The sequence below is a fragment of the Phyllobacterium sp. P5_D12 genome (genome assembly GCF_054049495.1).
Genome location: NZ_JBFUMG010000885.1, coordinates 1 through 1,268, shown reverse-complemented (window position 1 = coordinate 1,268; position 1,268 = coordinate 1). Strand labels below are relative to the sequence as shown.

Annotated in this window: 1 protein-coding gene; it reads left to right on the top strand. The window is 57.4% G+C overall.

All coding sequences use genetic code 11. The features are described from left to right. The coding region (locus ACXJ5O_RS27330; protein WP_457302649.1) for an ATP-binding protein at positions 1–1,015 on the top strand (1,015 nt) is incomplete at its 5' end. Positions 1,016–1,268 lie beyond the last annotated feature (253 nt).

The following is a 1,268-nucleotide window of genomic DNA, read 5'->3' as shown; positions in this document are numbered from 1 at the left end:
GATCAACACGCTGCTTGGCAAAAACCCGCTTCTCTTCGACCGTTATCTGAGCGAAGCAATCGAGGTCGATGTCGACTGCCTCTGCGACGGCAAGAATACGTGGATTTCCGGAATCATGGAGCATATCGAAGAGGCCGGCATTCATTCCGGCGACAGCGCCTGTTCGCTTCCGGTGCACTCGCTTTCGGCAGAAACTGTTGCCGAACTCGAAAAGCAAACCGCTGCGCTCGCCAAATCGCTCAATGTCGTCGGCCTGATGAACGTGCAATACGCCATCAAGAACGGCACAATCTATGTGCTTGAAGTCAATCCCCGCGCCTCGCGCACAGTGCCTTTCGTCGCCAAGACCATCGGTACGCCTATTGCCAAGGTTGCGGCGCGTATCATGGCTGGCGAAACGCTGGATGAAGCACTGGCCAATTATGGCGGCAAACCTTCGACGACGGCGCGCAAACACATCGCGGTAAAAGAGGCCGTGTTCCCATTCGCGCGCTTTCCCGGCGTCGACACATTGCTCGGACCGGAAATGCGCTCGACCGGCGAAGTGATGGGGCTCGACTACGATTACGCATTGGCCTTCGCCAAGTCACAGCTAGGTGCCGGTGTCGACCTGCCGCGCGATGGAACGCTATTCGTGTCGGTGCGTGACGAGGACAAGCAACGCATTCTCGCGCCCGTAAAACGTTTGGCGGCGTTGGGGTTCAAAATTCTTGCTACCGGAGGCACCGCCCGCTTCCTCGGCGAAAATGGTGTCGAAGCCCAGAAAATCAACAAGGTGCAGGAAGGCCGCCCGCATGTGGAGGATGCCATCCGCAACCGCCAGGTTCAGTTGGTCTTCAACACAACCGACAGTGCCAAGGCGATCTCGGATTCGAAATCACTCCGCCGTGCAACGTTGATGCAGAAGGTGCCCTATTACACAACGCTGTCAGGAGCCGACGCAGTCGCCGAAGCCATCGCCGCGCTGAAGGCCGGATCGCTGGAGGTCAGGCCGCTGCAGGATTATTTCCGCTGATTTGGTCATGCCGGAGGTCAGTATTTACGAGCCCAGATGCTGAGTAAGCTGGCCTCCGCGGTGATTGAGCACGACCAAACCGCTGTGGTCAAACGCCTGCAATACCCTCTTCTTCCAGTCCATGACCAGATGGATCGCTGACGAAATGCAGCACCTTGGAGAAGACATGATCATTTTTGTCCTCGCGCCCGATATGGACGACTGTTGATTTGGCCAGGTCATCGCGCAGTACGGCTGTGACCCGGTTGTAGGC